This window comes from Mycobacterium sp. MOTT36Y, assembly GCF_000262165.1.
GTDB lineage: Bacteria > Actinomycetota > Actinomycetes > Mycobacteriales > Mycobacteriaceae > Mycobacterium > Mycobacterium intracellulare.
Map to the genome: position 1 here is coordinate 4,735,895 of NC_017904.1, position 25,486 is coordinate 4,761,380.

The following is a 25,486-nucleotide window of genomic DNA, read 5'->3' on the forward strand; positions in this document are numbered from 1 at the left end:
CACGTTCTCAGTCATCAGAATTGCAATCCGTTCTCGCGTGCGGCATCGGCCAGCGCCGCGATCCGTCCGCCGTAGGTGTATCCGCCGCGGTCGAAGACCACGCTGTCGATGCCGGCGGCCTTGGCGCGCTCGGCGATCAGCTGGCCCACCCGCACGCTGCGGGCTTTCTTGTCCCCCTGCAGGCTGCGCACGTCGTCCTCGATCGACGACGCGGCGGCCACGGTGGTCCCGTTCTCGTCGTTGACCAGTTGCACGTGAATGTGTCGCGCGGACCGGTTGACCACCAGCCGCGGACGCTGCGGCGTGCCCTCGATCTTCTTGCGCAGCCGGGCGTGCCTGCGCAGCCGAGAGACGCGCCGAGTCGCGGAAACGCTCTGCCCCACCGGCTTTCGCGCGGCGGCGCCAGCTTGTGATTGCGCCATGATTACTTACCTGTCTTTCCGACCTTGCGGCGGATCTGCTCGCCCTCGTAGCGCACGCCCTTGCCCTTGTACGGGTCGGGGCGACGCAGACGGCGGATGTTCGCCGAGATCTGGCCGACCTTCTGCTTGTCGATCCCGGTGATGGTGAACTTCGTCGGCGACTGCACGGCGAACGTGATGCCGTCCGGCGCCTCGATCACCACGGGGTGGCTGTAGCCCAGCGCGAACTCGAGGTTGGAGCCCTTGAGCTGCACGCGGTAACCGACACCGAAGATCTCCATCTTGGTGGTGTAGCCCTGCGTCACACCGGTGACCAGGTTGGACACCAGGGTGCGGGACAGCCCGTGCAGCGAGCGGTTGCGCCGCTCGTCGTTGGGGCGGGTGACCACGATCGCGCCATCGTCGTTGCGCGCCACGGTGATCGGCTCGGCCACGGTCAGATCCAGCGTGCCCTTGGGGCCTTTCACCGAGACCTTCTGACCGTCGATCGTTACGTCGACTCCGGCGGGAACCGGAACCGGCTGCTTACCAATACGCGACATCTTTTACCCCCTCACCACACGTACGCGAGGACTTCGCCGCCCACGCCCTGTCGGGCTGCCTGGCGGTCGGTCAGCAGGCCCGAGGAGGTGGAGATGATCGCCACACCCAGGCCGCCGAGCACGCGCGGCAGATTGGTGGATTTCGCGTACACCCGCAGGCCGGGCTTGGACACGCGGCGCAAGCCGGCGATGCTGCGCTCCCGGCTCGGCCCGTACTTGAGCTGAACGATCAGCGACTTGCCGACCCGGGCATCCTCGGTGCGGTAGTCGCTGATGTAGCCCTCGCTCTTGAGGATCTGGGCGATGTTCGCCTTGAGCTTCGAGTGCGGCAACGTCACCTCGTCGTGATACGCCGAATTGGCGTTGCGCAGACGTGTCAAGAAGTCTGCGATCGGGTCCGTCATAGTCATCGAGCGCCACTCCTCTTCATCGCTGCGCTCTGCATCGTCGATGTCGCAGTCATGACAGTGTCTGTCACCTTCCTCGCGGTGGTTCCCGGTCCGGGCCTGTCGCGCACTTTTCTGGGTTGGTCTTAGGGGGTCGGGCTGTTACCAGCTGCTCTTTTGCACGCCGGGCAGCTCGCCCGCATGCGCCATCTCGCGCAGGCAGATCCTGCACAGGCCGAATTTGCGGAAGACCGCGCGCGGCCGGCCGCACTTGTTGCAGCGCGTGTAGCCGCGCACCGCAAACTTCGGCTTGCGTGCGGCCTTGTTGACCAGTGCCTTCTTTGCCATTTACTCAGTTCTCCTTGAAGGGAAAGCCGAGGGCCCGCAGCAGCGCTCGTCCTTCTTCGTCAGTCGTCGCCGAGGTGACGACGTTGATGTCCATGCCGCGGACCCGGTCGATCTTGTCCACGTCGATCTCGTGGAACACCGACTGCTCGGCCAGCCCGAAGGTGTAGTTGCCGACACCGTCGAACTGCTTGGGCGAAAGGCCGCGGAAGTCGCGGATACGGGGCAGCGCGATCGAGGTGAGACGGTCGAGGAACTCCCACATCCGGTCCCCGCGCAGGGTGACCCGCGCGCCGATCGGCATGCCCTCACGCAGTTTGAACTGCGCGATGGATTTGCGGGCGCGACGGATCTCGGGCCGCTGCCCGGTGATCAGCGCCAGGTCGCTGACGGCGCCGTTGATCAACTTCGCGTCCCGGGCGGCGTCGCCGACACCCATGTTGACGACGACCTTGGTCACCGTCGGGATCTGCATGACGTTGCCGTAGCCGAATTCCTTGTGCAAGGCATCGCGAATCTCGTTGCGGTAGCGCTCTTTCAGGCGCGGCTGCACTTTCTCACTGGCCTCTGTTGTGGTCATCAGATGTCCTTGCCGTTGCGCTTGGAGATGCGGACGCGCTTGCCGGTCTCCTCGTCGACCCGGTAGCCGACGCGGGTCGGCTTGCCGTCCGAGTCGACCACCATCACGTTGGACGCGTCGATCGGGGCTTCCTGGGTGACGATTCCACCCGACTGGGCTCCGCGCTGGTTGGTCGAAATCGCGGTGTGCTTCTTGATGGCGTTGACGCCCTCGACCAGCACCCGGTTGCGTTCGGGGTAGACCTTGAGCACCTTGCCTTTGGCGCCCTTGTCCTTACCCGCGATCACCAGGACGGTGTCGTCCTTTTTGACCTTCATCTACAAAACCTCCGGAGCCAGCGAGATGATCTTCATGAACCGCTTCTCGCGCAGTTCGCGGCCGACGGGCCCGAAGATGCGCGTCCCGCGTGGGTCGTTGTCGGGCTTGATGATCACCGCGGCGTTCTCGTCGAATTTGATGTAGCTGCCGTCGGGGCGCCTGCGCTCCTTGACCGTGCGCACCACGACGGCCTTGACGACGTCCCCACGCTTGACGTTGCCGCCGGGGATGGCGTCCTTGACGGTGGCGACGATGACATCGCCGATGCCGGCGTAGCGTCGCGACGAACCGCCGAGCACACGGATGCACAAGATCTCCTTGGCGCCGGTGTTGTCGGCGACCTTCAGCCGCGATTCCTGCTGAATCACTCGATCTCCTGACCTGGTTGCGTGTGCACGGCAGGAGAACCCACCTGGGTGGGCATTCGGCGGGCATGACCCACCAAAAAACCTGACGTGCGCGGTCTTTGTCACCGAAGGGCACGCGGGGCCGATTCGCACCGGCCGAGGTCTGCCCAAGGCAACCCCTAGAGTCTAGGGGACGACCAGCTCAGAGCCAAATTCTGCTTCGGCGGCATCGAGATCAGGAAATTCTGCACCTAAAACGGCGGCGGATCGTCGTCGGGACCGTAGACGGTGGGCCAGGAGCACGTCGCCGGCAGGGCCCGCCGGGCCAGCCGGGCGTCGCGGTTGTGTTTGCGTTCTCCGGCGATGCGGGCGGCGCGGTCTTGGGTGCGGGTGCGGCGGCGTTGGGGCATCATCGCGGTGCGCTCGCCGCAGGGTTCGGGCCGCGGCGCAGCGGGCGCGGGGAGGTCGCCGGTGGGCGCGCACAAGCTGGGAAACAACAGCGCACTACCCGGGGTGGTCACATAAGTCTGACCCGCCGGGGAGGTGAAGATCAGCGTGCCATCGGGCAGCTGTTGGTCACGCCAGCCCCAAAACGTTTTCACCAAATGATGCGTACGACACAGCGCCTTGAGGTTAGTGACAAGTCATGAATGTGCCCACTTACTTGGGCCTAGAAGGATTCGCGTTAAGGATCCGCAAACCGGGCACACGGCGAGTGCTGGTTGGATGCGCCACATCGTCACCTCATCGGGGTCCACCGCGCCACGCCAGGGCTGAGAACTCCGCACCGGGATCAGCACTGCCATCTGAGACCTCGATGTTTACCACCGCAGAACCCCCGGGATGGGAGTGAGCGTGCGCGCACCATGTTGCGCAAATTCAACGGAAGCCGTCACAGTGTGGCGGTGCCGGGGGCGGTTGCGCCGCGGCTATAAGATGGCCCAGTGCAAATGTTGTTGCAGTCTATTAATGAGTTGCAGCTGGTGGTTTTGGAGCGGTCGGTGATATCGATATGCACTGTTTGCCTACATCACCGGGCCGTGGCGGTGGCCGACCCACCAGGCCGCGCTTCGTTGTCCCGGTTGACGCAGCACTCACTCGTTGATGGGCTGATGTGCTCCGCGGCCGTGTCTTCCGCGATCGGCCATGGGGTGGGTTTGCGCCCAACCTGCGGCGCCGACGGCTGGCCAACGGAGCCAACGTTATGAGTAGTTTCCGTCCAGTCGGCGATCCCACCGAACTTGTAGGTGACACGTGCTGCGCGGAGTCCACGCAGGTCGCGCGGAATTCGGGGACGCGGGACGCGGGATGGCGCGGGGCCGCTCGCTGGGCGCGGCGGCTGGCCTGGGTCAGCTTGATCGCGATGCTTACCGAGGGCGCGGCGGGGCTGTGGCAGGGCCTAGCGGTCGGGTCCATCGCACTTACCGGTTGGGCGCTAAGCAGCGCGCCCGAAGGCTTGGCCAGCGCGATGGTGGTATGGCGGTTCACCGGCGCGCGGATGCTGTCCGAGAGCGCCGAACGACGCGCTCAACGCGGTGTTGCCGTGTCATTTTGGCTGACGGCCCCCTACATCGCCGCCGAGTCTATTCGGCACCTGGCTGGTGAGCACCATGCGGAGACTTCGATGATCGGTATCGTGTTGACGAGCGTCACCTTGCTGGCGATGCCGATCCTTGGCCGGGCCAAAAAACAACTTGGCGCACGGCTGGGCTCGGCGGCCACCGCCGGCGAAGGTACCCAAAATTACCTTTGCGCGGCCCAAGCCGCCGCAGTGTTGATCGGCCTGGCGGTAACTGCCCACTGGCCGAGCAGCTGGTGGTTCGACCCGGCGGTCGGGCTTGCCATCGCCACCGTCGCCGTCTGGCAAGGCGTCCGAGCCTGGCGCGGCGAGGACTGCGGCTGTTGAATCAAAAGCGACACGCCAGCTGGCGCCGTCAGTCGAGGCGGTATCAGGACAAGCGGGCGTAGGTGACCGCCGCTACCCGATCGGGGTTGCGCCGTATCGCCATCATCACGCCACCCGCCTTTGGGGCCACTACATACTCGCGTTAACCACAGGTCCGCTATGTGGGCGCACGCCTGGGTCAAACAACTACGGCGACTGGCGATTGTAGTGATGCCAGCAGTGCGGCCAACCCGAGATTCCGTAGTTTTCTCAGGCAGCAGTGTTAGCGGGGCGACGTCTCTTAATGCAGTCTTGGTAGCGTTGTGCCACCACCGATCACCGGACAGGGAAAAACATGTCGCACATGCAAACCCGCGAGACGCGCTTGCGGGTGCTGGTGCTGGGCTACAGTGGGATTCTGGCCGGAATCGCCGGATTCATCAATTCGGTTGCACTGCTGGTTTTGGCGTTTCCCGTTGGCAACCTGACCGCACTGAGCACCCAGCTCGGCATGGATTCGGCCAACCCATTGCTATACGAGAGCTGCATGATCGCGCTGATCGTGGGGGGTTTTTTGGCTGGAGCCGCTGGGGCCGGAGCGGTACTGGCTACAGTGCAGACCCACACCAGTGCGCGTCACGCCGCGGTCCTGCTCGCCGAGGCCGCACTGCTGCTAGCCGCCGCCGGCATCGAGATTCCCGGGTTCAAGGCCCTGCTAGCCGCGGCCGCGTGCGGGCTGCAAAACGCGATGACCTCAGACTTTCCCGGGATGACAATCCGCACCACGCACTTCACCGGCACCATCACCGACCTCGGTTTAATATTGGGCCGCAGCCGCCACCATGGAGTGGATAGATGGAAAGCCACTGTGCTCGCGACAACCGTGGTGCTGTTTATCGGCGGCGGTGCGACGGGAGCGCTCATCGGCGGCCGGTTGGGCCACAACGCGCTGCTCCTTCCGGCCGCCGCCTGCCTGGCCATCGCGATGGCCATCCTGTGGTATAGCCGCCGGCGCAGCAGCCGGATGGCCAGCGCGATATCGGCCCTCGAGCCCGCGCATGCCCCACTTGTTGACCGAGCACCAGCAGGCTAGCCACACCCAAATCGCCCGCATTCGTACATGCGCATGCATTTATGTCTGTTAGCCTAGGCGGGTGAGGCATTTGCCGTTGCCTCTTTAGAGAGGTTCAAGTGACAGGCGAACGTGAATCAAAGCAGACCAACGAATCGACGCTGCTGTGTCCGCGGTGCGTGTCGCAGATGTTGCCGGTGCAGCGCTTCGGGGTGACCATCGATCAGTGCACCGGTTGCGGCGGCGTTTTTCTTGACCGCGGCGAACTCGAGCAGCTCTCCGAAGCCGAGGCTAAGTTCTACGCAGCCGCACAACAACCCCCACAGCCACCGCCGGCAGGGTACCCGCCTCAGCAGTACGCGGCCCAGCCGGGGTACGTCGAAAATACGCGCCCGCGAGGGTTTTTGGGTGGCTTGTTCGGGGAGGGCTATTACGGTGGTCGCCACGGAGGATACCGTGGCGGGCACCACTGACATTGATTGTTTCCAGGCGGTCCGGATTGGTCGTGGTTTGGTAACGGTAAGTGTCGCGCCGCTCTGACTGATGCGCTGCCGGGTTGTCTTTTATCGACCAATTCAGCCGCCACTGCAGCGTCAGGTCCCTGGGATCTAGAGCGGCGCGATGCTGGCATTGTTGGTCGCCGTGGTGATCGTCGGGCTGGTCGCCAACTTCTTGTGTTAATGCACCGACGCCGCGTCGATTATTTCGGCGCTTATCGCGATCCGCGTGGCGCTGCGCCCGGGCGCAAGACCGCGACCGAAGGCTCCTGATCTTCGACCTAACTCCACCGCGGCTGAACCGAATGCTTTGGACATGGTCAGTCTTCCGGCAAGCTTACGCTCGGCGTGTCCGAGCAAGATAAACTCGACTGGCTGTGTCAAGGTAACCGACCGTTGATTCTGACAGACCGATTGTGGAGCTATGGCTTCAATACGGTGAGGCCAGGTCACGCGTCCGCGGCTAGGGATTGGTGTTCCTCCTTGTTATCCGAGGGTCGCCGAGGGCGGTACCACCGTCAGTCGGGGCAAGAAGCGGAGATCGGCTTCCCCGACGTTGCCTATGCCACGCCCGGCCATCGTTGCCATCGGCGCGCCGAGCATGCTTGCGGGAGCGCCCGCCGTGGCTCCTGGGGCAGAGGCCAGGCTGGTGCTATGCAGCGCCGCCGCGGCAGGACCCATTGCCGGGGCCGCAGATGCCCAGGTCTGCGGAACCGACAGCGCCCCGACCGTGGCCGCCCGGCCCACCCCCGCCGACACCGCCGCTCCACCGAGCCCTGCTGAGCCGGACGCTCCCAGCGCGCCGGAAGCGAGCGCGCCCGCCAGCCCCGATCCCGAAGCGGCGGTGCTGGCGGCGCTGACGGCCGGCATCAGAGACTTCAACTGGTTGGCGTTGGAGAGCAGCGCACTCGATATCCACGCGAACGAGCTTGTCATCGACAACGCCGGATTCACCGAACTCAGCGACGAACTCAGCGACGACACAGATCCCGTCGACGAAGCGGACGTGGACGACAGCGGGGAGGCGAGCTGCTGCAGGGCCGTGGGCACCGTGGAGGTCACCTGTGACAGGACCGCCTGGGTGTCGGTGCTGGCCGAGCTGCTGACAGCTTGGCCGACCGCGGTCCCCTGTCCGGCCAGGCCGGCCGGGTTGGTGGTGGGTTGCGGCGTGGTGAACGGGGTCAGGAGCGACGCACTGGCTGAGGCGGCCGCGTAGCCATACATCGCGGCGACGTCCTGGGCCCACATCCCCGCGTACTGCGCCTCGGTCGCCGCGATCGCCGGCGCATTCTGCCCGAGGACGTTGGTCGCGATCAGCGACAGCAGCAAGCTGCGGTTGGCCGCGATCACCGGCGGCGGCACCGTCATCGCAAACGCCGCCTCATAGGCGGCCGCGGCTGCCATGGCCTGCGAAGCGGTCTGCTGGGCCGTGGCGGCAGTGGTGTCCATCCACGTCACGTAGGGGGCGCTCGCGGTGGTCATCGCCGCTGACGCCGGACCCAGCCACGGCCCGCTGGTCAGCCCTGAGACCACCGAGGAATACGAGGCGGCCGCCGAATACAGCTGCTCGGCGAGTCCCGTCCAGGCCGCCGCGGCGGCCAGCATCGAGGTCGGGCCCGGACCGGCATAGATCCTTGCCGAGTTGATTTCGGGTGGCAAAGCTGCGAAATCCATCATTTCACCTCGGAGTGCTTAGCCGGTCGCGACCGCGTTGGCGGCTTCGGTACCCGCATACGAATCAGCGCTGGCGCCAAGGGTGTTCGCGAACATTCGTTGATCACCGCAGCTTGGGCGCTGACGGCCTGGTACATCTGCGCCTGCGCGGCAAACTGCAACGCCGTCAATGCCGACACCTCGTCGGCGGCGGGAACCACCCCGGTCGTCGGGGCGGCCGGGGCGGCGTTTTCGGCGCTCATCGCCGAGCCGATGCCCTGCAGGTTGTCTGTTGCCGCCGTCAGAGCCGCTGGCTGAGTAGTCACAAACATCATGGCCTGCTCCTGGCTAAACCTTTCCTGATGGAAAAGGACCGAACTCCCGCATCAGATAACGCGGGTCCCGCGCGGTCGGCGGGGTCGAGGTGGTGCAGGGTGAGTGCGGCGATGAGGCCGATGAGAACCAGGCCGCCCCACACCAGTGCGCCGGCGCTCAGCCCTTGTGCCGCACCGAATATCGACCCGGTGGCCAAGTTGCCGACGAGGATCCCCAGTCCGACGATGGTGTTGTAGAACCCGTAATGGGTGGCCACGAGGCGGCCTCCGGCCAGCGAGACGACGGTGTCCATCTCGAACGGGAAGACCGCGGCCGAACCGACGGCCAGCAGCGCCGCCGACACCAGCAGGGCCCCCACCGCCGCCGGTGTACCGAACCGATGGCCGTCGGGGACGACCGTCAGCGGCACAAACGAGGCCGCCAGGATGGCCACACCGATGGCCAGGCTACGTCCAGATCCCCAGCGTTTGGTGAACCAACGGGTGATGCGCAGCTGTCCGATCACCGCAACCAGGCCAGAGACAACGAAAAGTGCTGCAACCAAAGCCTTTCCAGACCGCGGCATCAGCATCGACGCCTGCAGCGGCAGCGCCAGGTACACCTGGAAGGTCAACACGTAGGAGCCGATCATCGACGCCGCGAAGAGCAGGAACGGCCGGTTACCGGCAACAACCCGCCAGTCCTGAAGAAACGAAGTCTGCCGTGGCGCCGAATCGACACCGCGCTGCGGCAACGCCAACAGCTGCGCCACCGTCAACACTGCGAAAACGGCCGCCGCTGCCGCCGCCGTGACCTGAAAGTCAACGGCCACCAGGACCAGTCCGACCAGCGGACCCAACAGGATTCCGGCCTGATAGAAGAGGTTGAACATGGCGAAGGCCTCCACCCGGCGATCCCCGGCGTCACCGGCCAGATACGCCCGCACCGCCGGGTTGAACAAGGCCCCGGCGAAACCGGTCGCCGCCGCGGCGATCAGCACAGCCGGCAACGACTGAGCCACCACCAGCAGCGCGAAACCGCCTGTGCGCAACAGACATCCAGCCACGATCAACGGCTTGTAGCCCAGCCGGTCGGCCAGCGTGCCGCCCACGATGAACATCCCCTGCTGCGAGAAATTCCGCACCCCCAGCACCAATCCCACCGCCCAGGCCGCCAGCCCGAGCGGGCCAGCCAGGTACCCCGCCAGATACGGCATCAGCATGTAAAAACCCATGTTGATGCCGAACTGGTTGATCATCAGTACCCGGCTGGGCCCGTCGAATCCGCGAAACCGCGCGATAAAGCCCTTCATCGCAACACCAAGGCCGGGTTGGTGATGGTGGTGGTGCGGGTCCAGGAGGTGATGACGTGTTGGTTGGGGTCGGTGAGGGTGGTGGGTTGGGGGGTGGGTTGCCAGTCCAGCAGCTGGTGTTGGTGGCAGTAGTCGTCGTTGTAGATGGTGTCGAAGTAGCGTTGGGGTCCGTCGGGGAAGACCGCGGCGATGCGGGTGTCTTTGGGGTAGGTGCGCGCGGCCCAGCCGGCGACCAGGGCGACGGCGCCTACGCTCCAGCCGCCGCTGGCGAACTGGCTGGCCGCTAAAGTGCGTGCGGCCCAGACGGCTTCGTGTGGGGCGATCCAGTGGACTTCGTTGAAGGCGTGGTAGTCGATGTTGGCGGGGTGGATGCTGGAGCCCAGGCCGCGCATGAGCCGGGTGGTGGCGGGTTGGCCGAAAATGGTGGAGCCGATGGTGTCGACCCCGATCAGTTTCATGTCGGGGTTGAATTGGCGCAGCACCCGCGCCACCCCGGCCGAATGTCCGCCGGTGCCTACCGAGCACACCAGCACGTCGACGTGGCCGAGCTGATTTATGAGCTCTAATCCCAGTGATTGGTAGCCGGTGATGTTGTCGGGGTTGCTGTATTGGTCGGGGCACCAGGAGCCGGGGTGGTCGGCCAGAACTTGGGCGACGCGGTCTTTGCGGGCTTGTTGCCAGCCCCCCACCGGGTGCGGCTCGGTGACCAGCTCGACCTGGGCGCCGTAGGCGGCCAGCATGTGACGCACGATGGGTTCCATGCCGGTGTCGGTGACTACGGTGACCGGGTGCCCGTAGGCTTGGCCGGCCAACGCCAGCCCTAATCCCAGGCTGCCGCTGGTGGATTCCACGATGCGGGCCCCGGGTGTGAGTTCGCCGCGGGCCCGGGCGGCTTCGACCATGTGCAGGGCCGGGCGGTCTTTCATGCTGCCGCCGGGATTGAACCCCTCCAGCTTGGCCCAAAACCCGCGACCGGGCGGGCTCAGCGGCGCCGAGACCCGCAGCACCGGAGTGTTGCCCACCAGGGCGGCGGGCCGCCGGGAAGTGGCCGGGGCAAGTTGGCCGCACTCACGCGGCTCGAGAATCTTCGGCGTTGCCAGGGAGTGAAGACACGTGTCGCTAAAGGAACGAACTTCGGTCATCAGATTTGTCGCTTTCCTGCGAAGCCGCGAACCAGAACGCGGCACTTGACATGGGTCAGCGGTCACCGGCCGCTCGCCACAAAGGGCAGAAACGACCTGACGCTGACCAGTCAGCGACGAGACAAGCAGAACCGGATCAAAACCTCTTGACCGATAACAGAAAAAACCGGGGCGCGCGGTGGGCCGCGCCCGGCGGGCACCCCAAACCGGGCCAACCCACCGGTCACCGCAACGGCCGCCACCACGCCCAGCGCGATCAACGCAGCCACCACAGCGCCCGAGCGCGGCAACACCGCCGCGGTGAACCGCTCAGGATGGTCGCCCGCCAAGCCCTTGCCCACATGCAGATGATCGACGCTGAGAGTGGGCTGACCACCACCACTTGCGGAGGCCAGCATCGCGGGTGCTAGGTGCACCACCGAAGACTGCGAATGCGTGTTTACACTGTGGGCGCCAATCAAAACCCCCCACATCGCCAACCACACCGCAGCCCCCACCGCCACCACAGACCGGATCCGTGGCGCCCCGCTAGCGCTGGCCAACCGCACAACAACCCAATCTCTAACCGCGAATATGCGATAACGACGAGGAGGCCATGCCGCCTGTGTCCGACTCGGGATCATGGGCCTGCTGGTTAGCGGAGCGGTGCGTGGGACCGTGCGGGTCTGCGCAATGCGCGCATGCGCCCGCGAAACCGTGTTCGTCGGGGCGGCCTGACTTTTGGTGCTCAAGCTGCAGGGTGATGTGTGAAATCCCGTGCGAGTGCGCGAGCAACTCCGCTAACTCGGCCCGGGTTTCATGGCAATCGCGGTCCTCATCCACGATGACGTGCGCTGAAAGCGCTGTTTGCCCTAACGTTATTTCCCAAACATGCAGGTCGTGAACTTCGACCACCGCGTCGCATGTCGCCATCGCCTGGCCAATCTTTTCGGGCTCGACCCCGCGAGGCGCGGCCTCCAGGAGGACCAGACTTGCGGCACGCACCAATCCCGTTCCAGCCTTTGCCATCAACACCACCACGACCAGCGTGGCGATGGCATCGGCGCGCGCAAACCCGGTGAACACCATCACCAAGCCGGCGACTGCGGTTGCGATGAAAGCGAACAGGTCGTTGAGGATGTGCTGGAAAGCGCCCTCGACGTTGAGGCTGGAGCGATTAGCGCGGCTGATCATCCACGTCGCGGCCACGTTCACCACGACCCCGACCAGTGCCGTTATCAGCACCAGCCTGCCGGTGACCGGCGGCGGGTCGATTAGCCGACGGGCCGCCTCGTAGGCCAGCCAGCCCGCCAATACTAGTAAAGTCAGGCCGTTGCCCAGCGCAGACAAGATTTCCGCCCGTCGCCAGCCGTAGGTCATTCGGCCCGCCGCCGGTCGTGCTGCCAGCCCGATAGCCCATAGCGCCAAAGCGATTGAGGCCGCGTCGGTAAGCATGTGCGCCGCGTCCGAGATCAGTGCGAGGGATCGTGCAACGATTCCTACCGTTACTTCGCCGACCATGAATGCTGTGATCACCGCCAGGGCGCCGGCTAGCCACCGCCGGTCAGCATCGGTTGTGTGCCCATGCCCGTGGGCGTGGCTGTGCCCGCTCATGGTCGCATCCTCGGCGGGCGGCTAGGGGCTAGATCCCCGGCTAGACTTGATCTGTCGGACATTCCGGTTCGTTTTCCCATATGAGTTGCGCCTCTTTCTTTCCTCGGTGTTGACTACGCCGTGATGCAGGCTTAAGGCCATTGTTCTGGTTCAGATGATCACGGTTTCGTGACCCTTTTTCGGAATAATGTTCGTTTGAGCGCAAGTGTTGTGGAGCCGCTAACGAAGAATCATGCAGTGCAGAGTTTTTCGGCGTGACCGCGACGTACCGCTGCGCCGACGATCGCCTCTGTCCCAAATTGCAGATCAAGGTTCTGATTGCGACGACGGGGTTGTAGAGCCGGTAAAGTGTTGCCAGTAAACGGCTACCGGTGAAAGCATTTACAGTATCCATTTTGAACGGGATCGCCGCGGCGGATCCGAGCGCAAGCAGCGCCGCGAAGACTGCAACTGCATCGACGGCCGCCCGTGACCCTAAGCCCCCACCGTCGGGCAGGAGGATCAGCGGCACATACGACACAGCCAGGATAACTAGACCGGCACTCAAGCTACCCCGACAACCCCACCCGTCGAAGAACCATCGCGCGATGCGCAACTGGCCGGCAACGACCACCACACCTGAAATGGCGAACACGACGGTGACAAAACAGCTTTGGAACCACAGTGTCGGTGCCGCCACTTGCAGAGGCAGGGCAAGGTGGCCCTGAAAGGTCACTACATACGAACCTATCATCGCGGCGAAGAGCAGCAAAGACCGGTTGGCTAGGACGATCCGCCAATCCTGCACAACCGATGTAGATCTCGGCGCCTGCTCGCTCTGCTGAAGTAGCAATCGCGCAATTCCTGCCGAATAGCTGCCGGCAGCCACCGGGCACACCACCGCATCGATTCCACCGAGCTGGACGAGCAATCCAAAATCCAACGATTGATAATCGACAACGTTGTCAAAGTTGGTGTACTGAAACGGAATCCATGCACCGTGTTCGGTGGCCAACGACTGCACGACCCGATCTTTGCGGGCTTGCTCCCATCCACCAACCGGGCGCAGTGCGTCGACGAGGACAACGTCGGCGCCGTAGGCAGCAAGCATCCGGCGAATGGTCGGTCCCATCATCCCGGTATCGATGACAACCGCTACCGGACCCACGCACACCTGGCCCGCTAGAACCAGTCCCAAACCTAGTCTGCCGCCGGTGAACTCCGCGGTCCGCGCTTCAGACAGCAACCCGCCGCGGGCGCGCGCCTTATCGACCATGTGCGTGGCAAGGACTTCCTTCATGCTGCCACCTGGGTTAAAGCACTCAAGCTTCGCCCAGAAACCGCGGTCCGGAATGCTCTGGGACGCCGAGATCTTCAGCACCAAAGCGTGTCCCACCAAGACACCAGGCGCCCATAGGTGGCAGGCCTGCGCGGCCAGTAGAAGCGCCCCGATGGCGGTAAGAGGTGGACCTTTTGCAAGATTATTGTCAGTGCGAACAACGTCAGTCATTTGATCGTCACTTCCATCAACGCGCGAGGCGCGACAATTGGTAAGAAGCGTTCACCGGCCGGCGACGCGAAGCGCAGCGGCCTGACGGTGACTGATCAGCGACGAGACAAGCAGAGCCGAGTCAACAGATCTCGACCGGCGCAACGCACTGCAAGCACAGTGGGCGGACCCCGCCCCGGCGCCGCCGCGGGATAAGCCAACCACCCCGCCCCCCCAACTGGGCTGACTGCGGCGCCGAAACTCGCCAACGCGGCCACGGACGGTGTCAAGGCGACGGCCATGAACTGGTCGTGGTGGTGTGTCGACGAATCTCTTCTTGCGTGTGCATGGTCTGGGGGTAGCTGATCCCTGACCACTTGCGACGATTCAAGCGAAGTTGCCGCTTCACCGGCAACGATTTCCAGATCCGTTGAGTTAGTTCTACTTTCGTGGTGGTGTGCGCCACCGATTACCATCCACAATATCAACCATACTGCGGCTGTTACCGCGACCAAACGGGATCGCGGCATTGTCGGATCGGCAACGTCGATTCTCATAACAACCCCGAAGCTAGCACCGCACGGGAACGATGTCGTCGGCAAAAGCCTTGCTGGGACAATATGTTCCCGACTTGACACGACTCGTTCAGCGCTTGCTCACCACCAGCTCACTTAACGAACCAGATCGAGCGTTAACCCGCGCCGGTTTGGCTGCTTTGCATGATCTCGGTTCGGTTGCGTCAACGGTCCGTCAATTCGTACTTCTCGCCTTCGGGCGCCACACGGCAATCGATGGCCGACGATATGGCGCGGTCACAGCAGCGCCCCCGGTGTCGCCATCAATGTCCAGTGCGCCGAACCGCCGCAAGATCCTCACCAGCTCACCCAGCATCGGCGCCAGCCACATGCCAGCCGGCATGTCCAGCACGGCCTAGTAAAGGCCCCGGTGCAACGCTGGCGTTCACCCACCGTCAATCCCATCGTCTGGGCCTGCTGCGCCGCACCGGTTTCGCCGCTTCAACACGCCACTTCGCGGGCAGCATTTCTCTTTGGGACAACGAAGGGGGCACGCGGGCATTGTTGGTGAGTCAACGCGCCGGGTTGACTGGTGCCGCCTTGACTGCGAAGATAACGTTCGCATAAACCTCGGTAGGTGAGGCGTCTGCACGGATATAGGCCACTGACCTCGAACGTCGAGAGACGCCCCGGGTCAGGACAGCTCTTCCCGGCTTAAGGGTTGAGCCCAAGTGGCTTCCGGCTCAACCGGATACGCCGTGTGGTGCCAAAGCTCTGACGAGAGGGGTGCCGCGCCCGGCTGAATCGCCGGGTCGCCTTACCCCGGTGTGCGACTGTTGGCACCCCCGTGTGCCCTGGCCGTGAGGAGGTGAGAGCGAGATGAATCGCGGTGATAGTCCCTATCCGAGTCCGATGAGCATTTCGTTCGGATCCGGCCCAGGCACCGTTTCCACTATCTGAATCGGCTTGCGCCGCTTCGGTTAACACTCGCCCGCGTCCGCTTCGTGGACGCGTGTTGTTGTGGCGTGCCCTGACACGACCACAGCCGCAGCCTTAATCTGCATTCCCTTGAGGAGAAGTCCGATGTCTTTTGTGACCGCACAACCAGAAATACTGGCGGCAACGGCCAATGATTTGCGCAATATCGGCTTAGGGCTCGCCGCCCAGAACGCGGCCGCATCTACGCCTACGACAGGCGTGATTCCTGCAGCGGCCGATGAGGTTTCGGCGCTCACCGCGACCCAGTTCGTTGCGCACGCGCAGCTGTATCAAGTGGTGAGCGCACAAGCCGCAGCAGTTTCTGACCTGTTCGTGCGGACCTTAGCGGCCAGCGCCGTTTCGTACGCCGCCACCGAGGCCCTCAACACGACCGCGGCCGGCTAAAGGAAGTGTGTCCAATGACTGTCATGATCGATTTCGGCGCGTTGCCGCCGGAAATCAATTCCGCAAGAATGTATTCCGGCGCGGGCTCAGCGCCGATGCTTAGCGCCGCCGCCGCCTGGGACACGCTGGCCGCTGAATTGCGTTCGGCGGCAACCTCCTACAGCTCGACGATCTCAGGATTGACCAGCGAAGGCTGGCGCGGCCCGGCATCGATATCGATGGCGGCCGCCGCAGCACCTCTTGTCGCCTGGATGAACACGACCGGGATGCAGGCTGAACAAACCGCCACCCAGGCCACCGCAGCCGCGGATGCCTATGAGACCGCGTACTCGATGACGGTGCCCCCACCGGTCATCGCGGCCAATCGTAGCCTTTTGAGCGCGTTGGTCGCGACCAACGTTTTGGGGCAGAACACGCCGGCGATCGCGACCACCGAGGCTCACTACGGCGAAATGTGGGCCCAGGACGCTGCCGCAATGTACGGCTACGCCGCCGCTTCGGCGGCCGCCTCGAAGGTGACGCCATTCACCGGTCCACAACAGACAACCAATGCGGCGGGGCTGACCGGGCAGGCCGCGGCGGTCAGCCAGGCCACTGCTACCTCGACAGGCACGAGCACGCAGACTGCACTGTCACAGCTGACCTCCACGGTACCCACAAAGTTGCAGAGCCTCGCGGCACCCGCGTCGTCTTCGTCGTCGACGTCGGGACTTTCGGAAATCCTTGGCCAACTGCCTCAGTCTGGGTCTGGGAATCCGCAGCTCGACGACTTCTGGAACCAGTGGGGGCCCAACGCGAACATCTGGAACACCATCTTCTCGTCCGGGTTCTACACACCCAGTAACACATTGGGTGCCTTCACGAGTTTGCTGGGCGCCGGCGCAGCCGGGGGCGCGGCGGGAAACGCGATCGGAGAAGCTGTCACAACCGGCCCCCTCGGAGGCCTATTGGGTCTGGCGAGCCTGGGCTCTGGCGGCGGCGCATCGGCGGCCCTGGGTCAAGCCGCATCAATCGGCCCGTTATCGGTGCCCGCGAGCTGGACCGCCCTAGCCCCACCCCCGAGCTCTCTTGCCTCAGGGCTGGGCGGCACGCCCCTCACCGCGGCTCCGGCAGGTGTGATACCCATGATGCCCGGCATGCCGATGGCGAACACGGCCGGAAGCCACATAGCCAGTGCTCCCAAATACGGGCTCCGGCTCACCGTAATGGCCCGCTCACCCATCGCCGGATAGCAGATACGGGGATCGGCTGCGAGCCTCAGTTCGACGGCCCCAACCGCATAAGCAGTTCGGCCACGATTCACCGCTTATGTGGCACTCGATGATTTCTAGATAAGGAGACATTCAGATGACTACGCGTTTTACGACCGACCCGCACGAGATGCGCTCGATGGCAGGGCGTTTCGAAGTGCACGCCCGAACCGTGGAGGACGAGGCCCGCAAGATCTGGGCGTCCTCGCAAAACATCGCCGGCGCCGGCTGGAGCGGTAGCGCTCAAGCCACCTCCTACGACACCGTGAGCCAGATGAACACCGCCTTTCGCAATATCGTCACCATGCTGCACGGGGTGCGCGACAACCTGATTCGTGACGCCAGCAACTACGAGGACCAAGAACAGGCCTCTCAGCAGATCCTGGGCAACTAACCGCTTTGCACCCGTGAGGAGAACACCGATGACGATCAACTACCAGTTCGGCGACGTCGACGCCCACGGTGCGCTGATCCGCACCCAAGCCGCCACCCTAGAGGCTGAGCATCAGGCCATCATTCGCGATGTGCTTGCCGCCGGCGACTTCTGGGGCGGCGCGGGCTCACTGGCCTGCCAGGAGTTCATCACCCAATTGGGCCGCAACTTCCAGGTGATCTACGAGCAGGCCAACGCTCACGGCTCCAAAGTACAAACGGCCGGTTCCCACATGGCCAACACCGACAGCGCCGTGGGCTCCAGCTGGTCCTAACCCCAAGCGCGGCAGCCGTATTGCCGCTCCCGTGCTACACCACCCACCACTGATTTACACGTTGCGCCAAGGAGAGATCCATGAACAAACCGGCGACCGAGATCCGACGACCGCTCCGCCTGCTCGGACTGCTGAAGACACCCGGCGGCCACGTTGCCCGCCCTCCCACGAGGTCGCCGCGTTGCTCGCCCGGATCCGTGCCGACGACGCCGACGACGCGGCCTTCATTTTGCGCCAGTCCCACCCGGCGCCGTGTTCTGGAATTGATGCCCGCACCCCAGCGCTCCCACGGTGATCGCCCTTGTTGGGATTCAAACCCGCACAGCGCAGGCCGTTTGATGAACCTCGACATCGTCTCCTGCGAAACATGGGCGTCTGCAGCTGCACGTCCTCCACGAGTGCGGGCGGCTGGCCGGCGTGGTCTCAGTGATCGCACTTTGCAATCGAACATTGCGGATGCGGTTGCGACACTGATGGATTCGAATCCCATCTTGGTGACTCCCGATGCCGATCTGATCGATGCCGCGGTATTGATAGCCGACTACAACTTACACACCATTTCGGTCGTCGATGACGAGGGTCAGGCGCTGGGGGTGGTGACCGTCGATGCCGTGCTCAGGCCACCATTCCCGACGACTGGCGCTAGCGAGCGCCCGGGCCACGCCTGGTTCGCGAAGACCTGACCTCGATGAGCAGCGAAGAAGGAGACTGGCTATGACACTCTTGGACCGCCCCACTTCCGACACAGTGTTGGCGGCGCCGCACGGCACCGCGGTGCTGGACAGCGCACACGTCGGCGACATCGAAGGTGCGCTGGGCCGAATCGGCCTCGGCGACACCGCCCGTCCGCGTAGCCTGAAAATCCGCCTAGCCACCATGCTGGCGATCATCGGGCCCGGCTTGATCGTGATGGTCGGCGACAACGACGCCGGAGGCGTCTCGACCTACGTGCAGGCCGGACAGAACTACGGCTACAGCCTGCTGTGGGTGCTGGTGTTGTTGATCCCGGTGCTGATTGTTAACCAGGAGATGGTGGTCCGGCTCGGTGCGGTCACCGGGGTCGGACACGCGCGGTTGATCAATGAGCGGTTCGGCCGCGGCTGGGGCTGGTTTTCCGTGGGTGACCTGTTCCTGCTGAACTTTCTGACCCTGGTCACCGAATTCATTGGCATCACCCTGGCGGCCGACTACATCGGCATCCCCCGATATGTGGTCGTCCCGCTGGCCGCGATCGCGCTGATCACCATCATGGCCACCGGCAGCTTCCAGCGCTGGGAACGCGCGATGCTCGCGTTCATCGCGATCACGCTGCTGCAAATCCCAATGTTGTTGATGTCCCATCCAGATGCGGGGCGCGCCGCCAAATCGTTTGTCATCCCGGGCATGCGTGGCGGAGTCACCTCGGACGCGGTGCTGTTGATCATCGCGATGGTCGGCACCACGGTGGCCCCGTGGCAGCTGTTCTTTCAGCAGTCCAACATTGTCGACAAGCGCATCACGCCGCGTTTCATCGGCTACGAGCGCGCCGACACCACACTGGGTGCCTTCGTCGTGGTGATCGGTGCGGCGGCGTTGATCATGACCGGCGACTGGGCCGCGCGGGCCACCAACAGCCGTGGGCGCTTCGCCGACGCCGGCACGGTTGCGCACCTGCTCGGCCAAATCAACACCACCCTCGGGTCGGTGTTCGCGATCGTGTTGCTCGACGCCTCCATCATTGGGGCGGCTGCGGTGACCCTGGCCAGCAGCTATGCCTTCGGGGATGTACTCGGGCTCAAGCATTCCCTGCACCGTGGCTTCGGTGACGCCAAGCCATTCTACCTGTCCTACACCGGAATGGTCGTGATCGCCGCAGCGATCGTGCTAATCCCCGGGGCGCCGTTGGGGTTGATCACGACCGGCGTGCAAGCGCTGGCCGGGTTGCTGCTGCCCAGCGCGACTGTCTTTTTGGTGCTGTTGTGCAACGACCGGGAAGTCTTAGGCCCGTGGGTGAACCGGCCGTGGCTCAACGTAACGTCAGGGCTCATCGTCAGCGTGCTGTTGCTACTCTCGGGCATACTCATGGCCACGACCGTATTCCCCCGCCTCGACATCGTCTCACTCGCCGCCGACCTCACCGTCGGTATCGCCCTATGCGCCGCAACCGTTTTCGGTGTGCTGCGGTGGTATGGTCGCCAGCGCCCGAAACAACAATGGCCTGACCAGCCCCCCTTTGACCTGGCCACAGCCCAACGGGCCACCTGGCGAATGCCGCCGTTGACCTCGTTGAAACCGGTGTCCTGGTCGGCCGGAACTCGGCTAGGCATGCTGGCCTTGCGTGGCTACCTCGTAGTCGGGGCGATTTTGCTCGTGGCCAAAGCCATCCAACTCGGTAGCACCTGACGACGACCGTGCGCGTCGGACGCAGCAGCTCACTTAGTGGCCTCGCCAGCGCGAGTGAACTTCACCCAAACGCCCTCCCACGCACTTGTGACCGCAGCTTCACCGAGCAGACCTGCTTGCTAACTCTGTCGCCGCGCAACCAGGTCTGGGCAACAAGACCTTGGCGCGTGTCGGCTGAGCGGGCTCGATCGAACAGTTGTCGGTGCCGTCCAAGCTGGACCGCGAGCGCCCCGCCAATGAACGCGCAGGCTTGAGCGGTGGGAAACATCTGAAGATTCCTCGCCGGCGGGTCGCGATCGATGGCATTGCTGGGATGCCGCTTAGACATCCTGGGGCCGGCCCATCGGGGTCCGTCAGATTACGGTGTAAGCGGCATCTTCGGTAGGTGTTTCACTTTCCGGCATGCGGTCGGCGAAGCAGATCGCGAAGGCGTTCACTGCCAATCTTGAACGCATGTCCATCGCTTCTGTCCCGTCCCGGTCAGGTGCAGTGACCGCGTGATTAAGTAGAGGTATTCGAGTGCAGCCTGCTTGGTCGGGAAGCGGGAAGTGTCCGCGGACACGGATGGCCCAGCCGCGCTCAAAAAGCGGCGCGGTGTCCGTGGGCCACTCGAACGGCGTTGCGCTGAACTGGATCTCGGCGCAAATGGTTGGGACGTCGTCGCGTTATCCGGCAAACGGGGGGCGCGCCATCACCGTCGGGCGGATCCCGTAGCGCGGACCGGTGCCGCCCGAACTTCCGCCGATACCCGCCAGCGGCATGCCGCCGAGCAGGTTTCCGGGCGCTGATGTGTCCGGGGTGGTGATGAAGCGGCTGACCGGAATCGACGATGCCCCCGACGTGACCGCCGGGGGCGCGGCGGACCACGCGGGCGGTACGGACAGCCCACCGACCGGTGCGGCGGAAGCCAAAGTTGCCGAGATGGCGCCGCCGCCACCGGTCAGGCCGCGCAGCGAGGCGCCGACGGTGGGCAGGGCCGCGGCGGCTTTGGCTCCCTCGCTGGCGGCTTTGGCGGCGGGTGCTAGTGCCTTGCCGAGTGATTGAAAGTGCGTTGTCATGCCGGTAGCGCGATACATCATTGCGAGGGTGTTTTGGGTGGGGCTGGCATATTGGGACCACAGGCTCACGAATTCGTTCTGTTTTAACGCGTCTGAGATCGGTGTTGTGGATGCGGTTGATGAGCTAGGTGATGCGAGGCTTTGCAGTGCGGAGGGTGTGGAGGATAACAGTTGCGACTGCGTAGCCTGCGTGCTCGTGCCGGCCGGTGTGCCGGCGGCTCGGGTGACCGCGGCGCCCTGCATGGCCTGTCCGGCGGGGTTGGTGGTTTGGGCCGGCTCGGTGAATGGCGTGACTTCGGCAGTGGGTGCGGTGTGGGCGGCGTAGCCGTACATCGTGGCGGCGTCTTGGGCCCACATTTCGCCGTATTGGGCCTCGAGTTGGGTGATCAGTGGGATGTTTTGGCCGAGGACATTGGTGGAGATCGCCTGGGCGAGCAGGGTGCGGTTCGTTTCGATCAGTGGTGGGGGCACCGTGGCGGCGAACGCGGTCTCGTAAGCGCCCGCCGCGGCTCTGGCTGATGTGGCGGCCTGTTCGGCTTGCGCGGCGCTGGTCCGCATCCATACCAGATAGGGTTGGGCGGCCTCGGCCATTTGGGCTGATGCCGGGCCCATCCACCCTTCGCTGGTCAGTTGTGTGATGACGGTGTCGTAGGCGGTGGCTGCGGAGTCCAGCTCGGCGGCCAGCATGTTCCATGCCCATGCCGCGGCCATCATCGATGCCGAACCGGGGCCGGAATACATGCGCGCAGAATTGAATTCAGGGGGTAGTGCTCCGAAATCCAGCACGTAGTCAGCCTCCTTAGCTGGCCGCGGCGGCGTTGATGGCTTCGGTGGCCGCATAGGAACCGGCGCCGAGGTGCAGCATTTTCACGAAGCTGTCGTGAATCATCGTGGCTTGGGCGCAGACGGTCTGATACATCTGGGCGTGCGTGGCGAACTGCGCCGCGATCAGGACCGAAACCTCGTCGGCCGCCGCGGGAACCACGCCCGTCGTCGGCGCCGATGCCGCGGCATTCTGCGCGGCCAGCGCCGAACCGATCACGGCCAATTTGCTGGCTGCTGCGGATAACACTTCGGGTTGGGTGGTCACGAACGACACTGTGATCTCTCTCCTCGCTGGATCTCGTTTCAGCGGCCGCTAAAGCCGCTCCCCAGCGAGGTTAAGTGCTGCGCGATCAATAGTGTATTGCCAAAGACTAATGTTCATCGTCAGTTAGATTCAGTTCAGAGTCGTGAACTGTCGCGTACATATATGTTCTTAGAATCATATATGTGCATCATCGTCCACTCATGAGAGATGGCGGCCGCGGTCGACGAACGGCTTCGCGTTCGTGACTTCCTCGCCGACGGTGTCGGCTGCGCTGGACGGTAGCCACGCACACGTATCTGACCACAGTTTCGGGCGGCGTTGGTGTGCGTGCGACAGCCGTCGACAAGCCGAGGGGACCACTTAGTGGATTACGGGGCGCTTCCGCCGGAGGTCAACTCCGGGCGGATGTATGTCGGCGCGGGTTCGGGGCCGATGCTGGCCGCGGCGGCAGCCTGGGATGGGGTGGCCATCGATCTGTACAGCGCGGCCGCCTCCTACAGTTCGTTGATCGCCGAGCTCACCGGCGTGTGGAGGGGTCCGGCGTCGGCGACGATGGCCAGCGCTTCGGCCCCGTATACCGCGTGGCTGACTGCGACGGCTGCGCAGGCCGAGCAGACGGCCGTCCAGGCGAAGGCCGCTGTGGGAGCGTACGAGGCGGCGTTCGCGATGACGGTTCCGCCGCCGGTGATCGCGGCCAACCGCGCGCAACTGATGACGTTGATCGCGACGAACTTCTTCGGCCAGAATTTGCCGGCGATTGCGGCTACCGAGGCCCAGTACGCCGAGATGTGGGCCCAGGACGCGGCGGCGATGTATGGCTACGCCGCGGCGTCGGCCGGCGCCTCAGCACTGCCCACCTTCGATCAGTCGCCGCCGACCACCAACCCGGCGGGCCAGGCCGGTCAAGCCGCCGCCGTCGCCCACGCCGCCGATACAAGTGCACAACCCAGCGCGTCCATCTCCGGGCTAGCAAACCTCAAATCAGTCTCGACCGGATTACTGAATGCATCGACTACGTCATCCGGATCGTCCAAACCGGTGGCCTGGAAAGACTGGGTAAAAATGTATACCAGCGACCTTGGCATCCTATATTACCAACTGGGCGACTATGACCACTTTATGAAGCTCTGGCTAGGTGGGAGGCCGGCCGCCGTCAGCAAAGGAACTCAGGCCGCGGCGGCCGCAGCCACCTTGCGCGGTGTGGGTGGAACCCTCGGCGGTGGCCCGACGCCCTCGGGCGCGTCTGTGTCGGCGGGTCTGGGCAGGGCGGGCACCGTCGGCCACTTGTCGGTGCCCCAGAGTTGGGCCGCCGCGGCACCGGCGACAAGCGCAGAAACAGCGCCGCCCGCGGTCAGCACCGTCAGCGCCGGCTCCGAGGCCAAAGCAGGGGGTTTGCTCCGCGGCATGCCGCTGACGGGCGCGGGCCGGGGTGCCGGCGGCAAGATCGTCGGACAGCGGTACGGGTTCCGTCCGATGGTGGTGGCACGCCACGTCGTCGGCGGATAGACGCCCAGGGTCCCGCGCTGGTCGAGGGGCGCCGAACGCGTGGTGTGGGCCTATTTGCCGGACGTGAACCAGGCGACCTTGGCTTGCCAAGATCGGGCGGATCCGTAGGCGAAACCGATGGCGCTCAGGCAGGCGCACAACCAGACGGGCAAGGCGATGTCGGTGCCCGCCCACGCGGTTCCAATTTGGATCACGCTGGCCGCCGCCCCGAATCCCGCCGAGATCAGATAGAGGTCGACGGTCGTCGTTGAGCGGGGATCCGTCCGCAGGATCAAAAGGATTCGCCCGGCGTAGGAGAGTAGATAGATCATCAGGGCGCCCAGGACCAGCCAGTAAGCCAGCAGCCAGAAGTCGGCGGGGGCCGCGAAGAAGTCGAGGTGATGGCCTTCGTCGGCGATGATGAACAGCGCCACCAGCAGCGGAACCGCAAGCCGCAGCGGGCGCGTGACGTGCTTGCGAAATAGTTCGCGCTCGTAGGTTTCGTCGACGAGGCGGATGAGCCCGTGCCGAATAATGGCCGTCACCGCGAAGATCCAGCAGATGTGACCGAGCAGATGTTGTATGTTCCACAGCCCCAAGACGCGATGCAGTGGCGGCCCGAGCGCGGCCGCGGCCCAATGCGACATCAACAGCACGGCGCAACCGTGCAGGGCGATGTTGCGGGTGGCGCCGGCCTCCCACCGGGAGCGCCAGGTGTCGCGCCGGATCCACAGGCTGCACATCAGGGCCGCCAGGGTGACGATGATGAGTGCGGTCTTGATCATTCAAACGGTCCCGGCAGTGCCGCTCAGACGGGCGGACTGTTGGGATCGGGGCGAAGATCACGCAGCCGGGGCGGCCCGGCCTGGGACTCCACATACTCGGTAACCGAGTCGGAGTCGATCAAACCGAAGCGAACCTGCAGGTCAACCGGGTTCAACCCCAAATACTTGGCCGCCCTAATCAGGTTGTCCGCGGTGATTAGCCTGCCCTCACGAGCCGCCTTGTAGTACGCGGACTTGCGGTAGCCGAACGCTTCGTAGACCTCGGTAGCCGCCAAGGGCCGCCCGACCAGATACGGAAGCACCACCGCCGGGTCCTTCGCACTGTCGTCCACAATCAGGGACGATAGCGTCGTACGACGGACCTCGCAAAAGAAACGCGACCACGCCAATGTGGCGGGGCGATTGCGGTTCGCCTGCCTGCCAGCCTTAGCCACCCTGCCTGATTTCGACGTCGATGCCGCCGCCTGCTGCACCGCTCGGCGGTCATCAACATCGACCGCGAGTGTCCTACCGACTACGCGACCATGCCGCCGCCGAAGCCCCGCGCCGCGCCGCCACTGCGACCGGCACACTGACCGCAGCTCACGGCGGGGAATTCGACGAGCCCACCCCGGGGGCTTGCGACGAGCGCGATCAGCCAGCCGAATTGTGGCGGTTGTACCACGGATGTTCGCACAGTTCCTCGTCCGGAGCGGTTTCGAAGACGGTCTTGGTCCGCCTTAAGCAATCCGCCGGGCCGGTCACCACGCCGACCTCCCGAGCCTGGCGCACCAACTCCCTAGCCCAAGCGATCTCGAGTCGGTCGACCTCGCGGCTGCCGACGACATCAACGGCCGGCGCAGAGGCGGCCTCATCTTCAGGATTCTGCGTCAACTGCGCAGCCACGACAGTCTTGGTCTTGGTATCAGACGACCCCTCCGGCCCCACACACTGTGGCCGATAGCCATCTATACC

General features: G+C 64.5%; 27 protein-coding genes, 4 pseudogenes and 1 riboswitch. Of the genes and pseudogenes, 10 read left to right on the forward strand and 21 right to left on the reverse strand.

Annotated features, from left to right (window positions below; genetic code table 11):
• Positions 1-14: 14 nt before the first annotated feature.
• The 8 genes and pseudogenes from rplR to W7S_RS21635 all read right to left on the reverse strand — a co-directional run.
• Positions 15-383, reverse strand: coding sequence for a 50S ribosomal protein L18 (gene rplR, locus W7S_RS21600; protein WP_008260609.1), 369 nt, complete (start codon positions 381-383; stop codon positions 15-17).
• Between the two features lie 41 nt (positions 384-424).
• On the reverse strand, positions 425-964 hold the full coding sequence (rplF, locus tag W7S_RS21605) for a 50S ribosomal protein L6 (RefSeq protein ID WP_008260611.1): 540 nt from the start codon (positions 962-964) through the stop codon (positions 425-427).
• An 11-nt stretch (positions 965-975) separates the two neighbouring features.
• On the reverse strand, positions 976-1,374 hold the full coding sequence (rpsH, locus tag W7S_RS21610; protein WP_008260619.1) for a 30S ribosomal protein S8: 399 nt from the start codon (positions 1,372-1,374) through the stop codon (positions 976-978).
• A gap of 138 nt (positions 1,375-1,512) precedes the next feature.
• The gene (locus W7S_RS21615; RefSeq protein WP_003873499.1) at positions 1,513-1,698 is read right to left on the reverse strand and encodes a type Z 30S ribosomal protein S14; all 186 of its coding nucleotides are present in this window, start codon (positions 1,696-1,698) and stop codon (positions 1,513-1,515) included.
• Between the two features lie 4 nt (positions 1,699-1,702).
• Positions 1,703-2,275: a 50S ribosomal protein L5 gene (rplE, locus tag W7S_RS21620; protein ID WP_014712349.1), complete on the reverse strand. Its 573-nt coding sequence runs from the start codon at positions 2,273-2,275 to the stop codon at positions 1,703-1,705.
• Positions 2,275-2,592 (reverse strand): 50S ribosomal protein L24, encoded by a 318-nt coding sequence (gene rplX / locus W7S_RS21625; protein ID WP_008260626.1) that lies wholly within the window; start codon positions 2,590-2,592, stop codon positions 2,275-2,277. Before rplX ends, rplE begins: the two co-directional genes overlap by 1 nt.
• Positions 2,593-2,961 carry a 50S ribosomal protein L14 gene (rplN, locus tag W7S_RS21630; RefSeq protein WP_003403649.1) on the reverse strand — a complete coding sequence of 123 codons (369 nt, stop codon included), beginning with the start codon at positions 2,959-2,961 and terminating at the stop codon, positions 2,593-2,595.
• Positions 2,962-3,191: 230 nt separating this feature from the next.
• Positions 3,192-3,578: pseudogene (locus W7S_RS21635) on the reverse strand (hypothetical protein); the annotation flags it as partial.
• 566 nt (positions 3,579-4,144) lie between these two features.
• On the opposite strand from W7S_RS21635, the gene W7S_RS21640 reads away from it, so the two are divergent.
• The 3 genes from W7S_RS21640 to W7S_RS21650 all read left to right on the forward strand — a co-directional run bounded on the left by W7S_RS21640 (position 4,145) and on the right by W7S_RS21650 (position 6,370).
• A complete protein-coding gene (locus W7S_RS21640; protein WP_014712351.1) occupies positions 4,145-4,846 on the forward strand; it encodes a cation transporter in 702 nt (233 codons plus the stop codon).
• A 334-nt stretch (positions 4,847-5,180) separates the two neighbouring features.
• Entirely contained in the window at positions 5,181-5,918 is a 738-nt protein-coding gene (locus W7S_RS21645; RefSeq protein WP_014712352.1) for a DUF1275 family protein, read from the forward strand.
• 98 nt (positions 5,919-6,016) lie between these two features.
• Positions 6,017-6,370, forward strand: coding sequence for a zf-TFIIB domain-containing protein (locus tag W7S_RS21650; protein WP_014712353.1), 354 nt, complete (start codon positions 6,017-6,019; stop codon positions 6,368-6,370).
• Between the two features lie 510 nt (positions 6,371-6,880).
• On the opposite strand, the gene W7S_RS21655 is transcribed toward W7S_RS21650, so the two are convergent.
• The 7 genes and pseudogenes from W7S_RS21655 to W7S_RS26490 all read right to left on the reverse strand — a co-directional run bounded on the left by W7S_RS21655 (position 6,881) and on the right by W7S_RS26490 (position 13,898).
• Positions 6,881-8,071 (reverse strand): PPE family protein, encoded by a 1,191-nt coding sequence (locus W7S_RS21655; RefSeq protein WP_041298056.1) that lies wholly within the window; start codon positions 8,069-8,071, stop codon positions 6,881-6,883.
• Between the two features lie 15 nt (positions 8,072-8,086).
• Positions 8,087-8,382, reverse strand: a pseudogene (locus W7S_RS21660) (PE family protein).
• A complete protein-coding gene (locus W7S_RS21665; RefSeq protein ID WP_014712356.1) occupies positions 8,379-9,674 on the reverse strand; it encodes an MFS transporter in 1,296 nt (431 codons plus the stop codon). The pseudogene W7S_RS21660 and the gene W7S_RS21665 overlap by 4 nt, the downstream one beginning before the upstream one ends.
• Positions 9,671-10,816, reverse strand: a complete 1,146-nt coding sequence (locus tag W7S_RS21670) for a PLP-dependent cysteine synthase family protein (protein WP_041298058.1) — start codon at positions 10,814-10,816, stop codon at positions 9,671-9,673. Before W7S_RS21670 ends, W7S_RS21665 begins: the two co-directional genes overlap by 4 nt.
• 110 nt (positions 10,817-10,926) lie before the next feature.
• The gene (locus W7S_RS21675; RefSeq protein ID WP_238535818.1) at positions 10,927-11,214 is read right to left on the reverse strand and encodes a hypothetical protein; all 288 of its coding nucleotides are present in this window, start codon (positions 11,212-11,214) and stop codon (positions 10,927-10,929) included.
• A gap of 163 nt (positions 11,215-11,377) precedes the next feature.
• A complete protein-coding gene (locus tag W7S_RS21680; RefSeq protein WP_014712359.1) occupies positions 11,378-12,409 on the reverse strand; it encodes a cation diffusion facilitator family transporter in 1,032 nt (343 codons plus the stop codon).
• Positions 12,410-12,449: 40 nt separating this feature from the next.
• Positions 12,450-13,898 carry a pyridoxal-phosphate dependent enzyme gene (locus tag W7S_RS26490; protein WP_081490133.1) on the reverse strand — a complete coding sequence of 483 codons (1,449 nt, stop codon included), beginning with the start codon at positions 13,896-13,898 and terminating at the stop codon, positions 12,450-12,452.
• A 1,116-nt stretch (positions 13,899-15,014) separates the two neighbouring features.
• Positions 15,015-15,185, forward strand: a riboswitch (M-box (ykoK) riboswitch).
• Between the two features lie 290 nt (positions 15,186-15,475).
• Here W7S_RS26490 and W7S_RS21690 point away from each other — a divergent pair.
• From W7S_RS21690 to W7S_RS21715, 6 genes are all read left to right on the forward strand, one after another.
• Positions 15,476-15,775 (forward strand): PE family protein, encoded by a 300-nt coding sequence (locus W7S_RS21690; RefSeq protein WP_014712361.1) that lies wholly within the window; start codon positions 15,476-15,478, stop codon positions 15,773-15,775.
• Positions 15,776-15,789: 14 nt separating this feature from the next.
• The gene (locus tag W7S_RS21695; protein WP_014712362.1) at positions 15,790-17,007 is read left to right on the forward strand and encodes a PPE family protein; all 1,218 of its coding nucleotides are present in this window, start codon (positions 15,790-15,792) and stop codon (positions 17,005-17,007) included.
• A gap of 115 nt (positions 17,008-17,122) precedes the next feature.
• Complete coding sequence (locus tag W7S_RS21700) at positions 17,123-17,419, forward strand: WXG100 family type VII secretion target (protein WP_014712363.1); 297 nt, start codon at positions 17,123-17,125, stop codon at positions 17,417-17,419.
• A gap of 28 nt (positions 17,420-17,447) precedes the next feature.
• Entirely contained in the window at positions 17,448-17,732 is a 285-nt protein-coding gene (locus tag W7S_RS21705; RefSeq protein ID WP_014712364.1) for a WXG100 family type VII secretion target, read from the forward strand.
• Between the two features lie 338 nt (positions 17,733-18,070).
• Positions 18,071-18,415, forward strand: coding sequence for a CBS domain-containing protein (locus W7S_RS27620; RefSeq protein WP_225520576.1), 345 nt, complete (start codon positions 18,071-18,073; stop codon positions 18,413-18,415).
• Positions 18,416-18,446: 31 nt separating this feature from the next.
• Positions 18,447-20,114 (forward strand): NRAMP family divalent metal transporter, encoded by a 1,668-nt coding sequence (locus W7S_RS21715; protein ID WP_014712365.1) that lies wholly within the window; start codon positions 18,447-18,449, stop codon positions 20,112-20,114.
• Positions 20,115-20,467: 353 nt separating this feature from the next.
• Here the strand turns inward: W7S_RS21715 and W7S_RS27035 are convergent.
• The 3 genes and pseudogenes from W7S_RS27035 to W7S_RS21725 form a co-directional block, all read right to left on the reverse strand.
• A pseudogene (locus tag W7S_RS27035) lies at positions 20,468-20,655 on the reverse strand (hypothetical protein); the annotation flags it as partial.
• Between the two features lie 124 nt (positions 20,656-20,779).
• Entirely contained in the window at positions 20,780-21,958 is a 1,179-nt protein-coding gene (locus W7S_RS21720; RefSeq protein ID WP_041298062.1) for a PPE family protein, read from the reverse strand.
• 13 nt (positions 21,959-21,971) lie between these two features.
• Positions 21,972-22,271, reverse strand: a complete 300-nt coding sequence (locus W7S_RS21725) for a PE family protein (protein WP_014712367.1) — start codon at positions 22,269-22,271, stop codon at positions 21,972-21,974.
• Positions 22,272-22,625: 354 nt separating this feature from the next.
• Between W7S_RS21725 and W7S_RS21730 the strand changes: the two genes are divergently transcribed.
• Complete coding sequence (locus W7S_RS21730) at positions 22,626-23,768, forward strand: PPE family protein (protein WP_014712368.1); 1,143 nt, start codon at positions 22,626-22,628, stop codon at positions 23,766-23,768.
• Positions 23,769-23,818: 50 nt separating this feature from the next.
• Here W7S_RS21730 and W7S_RS21735 read toward each other — a convergent pair whose 3' ends face one another.
• The 3 genes and pseudogenes from W7S_RS21735 to W7S_RS27235 all read right to left on the reverse strand — a co-directional run.
• On the reverse strand, positions 23,819-24,532 hold the full coding sequence (locus W7S_RS21735; protein WP_014712369.1) for a hypothetical protein: 714 nt from the start codon (positions 24,530-24,532) through the stop codon (positions 23,819-23,821).
• A gap of 23 nt (positions 24,533-24,555) precedes the next feature.
• The gene (locus W7S_RS21740; RefSeq protein WP_014712370.1) at positions 24,556-24,864 is read right to left on the reverse strand and encodes a hypothetical protein; all 309 of its coding nucleotides are present in this window, start codon (positions 24,862-24,864) and stop codon (positions 24,556-24,558) included.
• Positions 24,865-25,168: 304 nt separating this feature from the next.
• Positions 25,169-25,459: pseudogene (locus W7S_RS27235) on the reverse strand (hypothetical protein); the annotation flags it as partial.
• Between the last annotated feature and the right edge of the window lie 27 nt (positions 25,460-25,486).